Origin of the sequence: Klebsiella sp. 28 (genome assembly GCF_018223905.1) — a bacterium.
GTDB classification, from domain to species: Bacteria; Pseudomonadota; Gammaproteobacteria; order Enterobacterales; family Enterobacteriaceae; genus Klebsiella; species Klebsiella pneumoniae.
Genome location: NZ_JAGRQY010000321.1, coordinates 1 through 610, shown reverse-complemented (window position 1 = coordinate 610; position 610 = coordinate 1). Strand labels below are relative to the sequence as shown.

1 protein-coding gene is annotated in these 610 nt (G+C 65.1%); it reads right to left on the bottom strand.

The genetic code is table 11. From position 1 onward, the window contains the following. A partial coding sequence (locus tag KHQ28_RS28845) for a VOC family protein (protein WP_211777811.1) occupies positions 1-610 on the bottom strand: 610 nt, incomplete at both ends.

Genomic DNA, 610 nt, shown 5'->3' with positions numbered 1-610 from the left:
CCCCTTAAGCGCCGGGTTGGCGACGCGGAACACCAGTTCGGTCAGCTGGTTGGCAGCCCCTTCACGGAAGATAAATTGCTGGCCGCCCACGTCCAGTCCCTGCTCCCCCAGGGGCGGAAAGCCCAGCAGCGCCTGCCAGCGATCGCGCACCGCCTGCGGATTGACCACCTCGAACACCGCCTGCTCAAGCGCAATGTCGCCCAGCGGATGCGGCGCGTCCAGCCTCTGGGCGCGCAGCCGCGTCAGCCGGGTGGCGTCGTCTTCTCCCCACTGCAGCACAAAGGGATAGACCAGCCCGGCAGTGTCGCCATCGATGGTGAAGATCCGCCAGCGGATGATATTGCCCTGCGGATCGTTGCGCTGGCCATCGACAATCGGTGACACTGTCACCCCTGTGCGACGCAACTGGTCATGGGTGGCGTCGATGTCGTCGCTGCGCAGCGCCACCCGAAACAGCGCCTCATTCTCCGGCAGCAACCGTGCGGCGTCGCGCGAAAGGAGGAATTTGTCCGTCGCGGCGCGCAGTTCGTCCGGGTCGGCAATGGCGAGGAATTCGATATAGGTCAGGCCAAAATAGCTCAGCGCATTACGGGTTCCCCACCCCGGATGC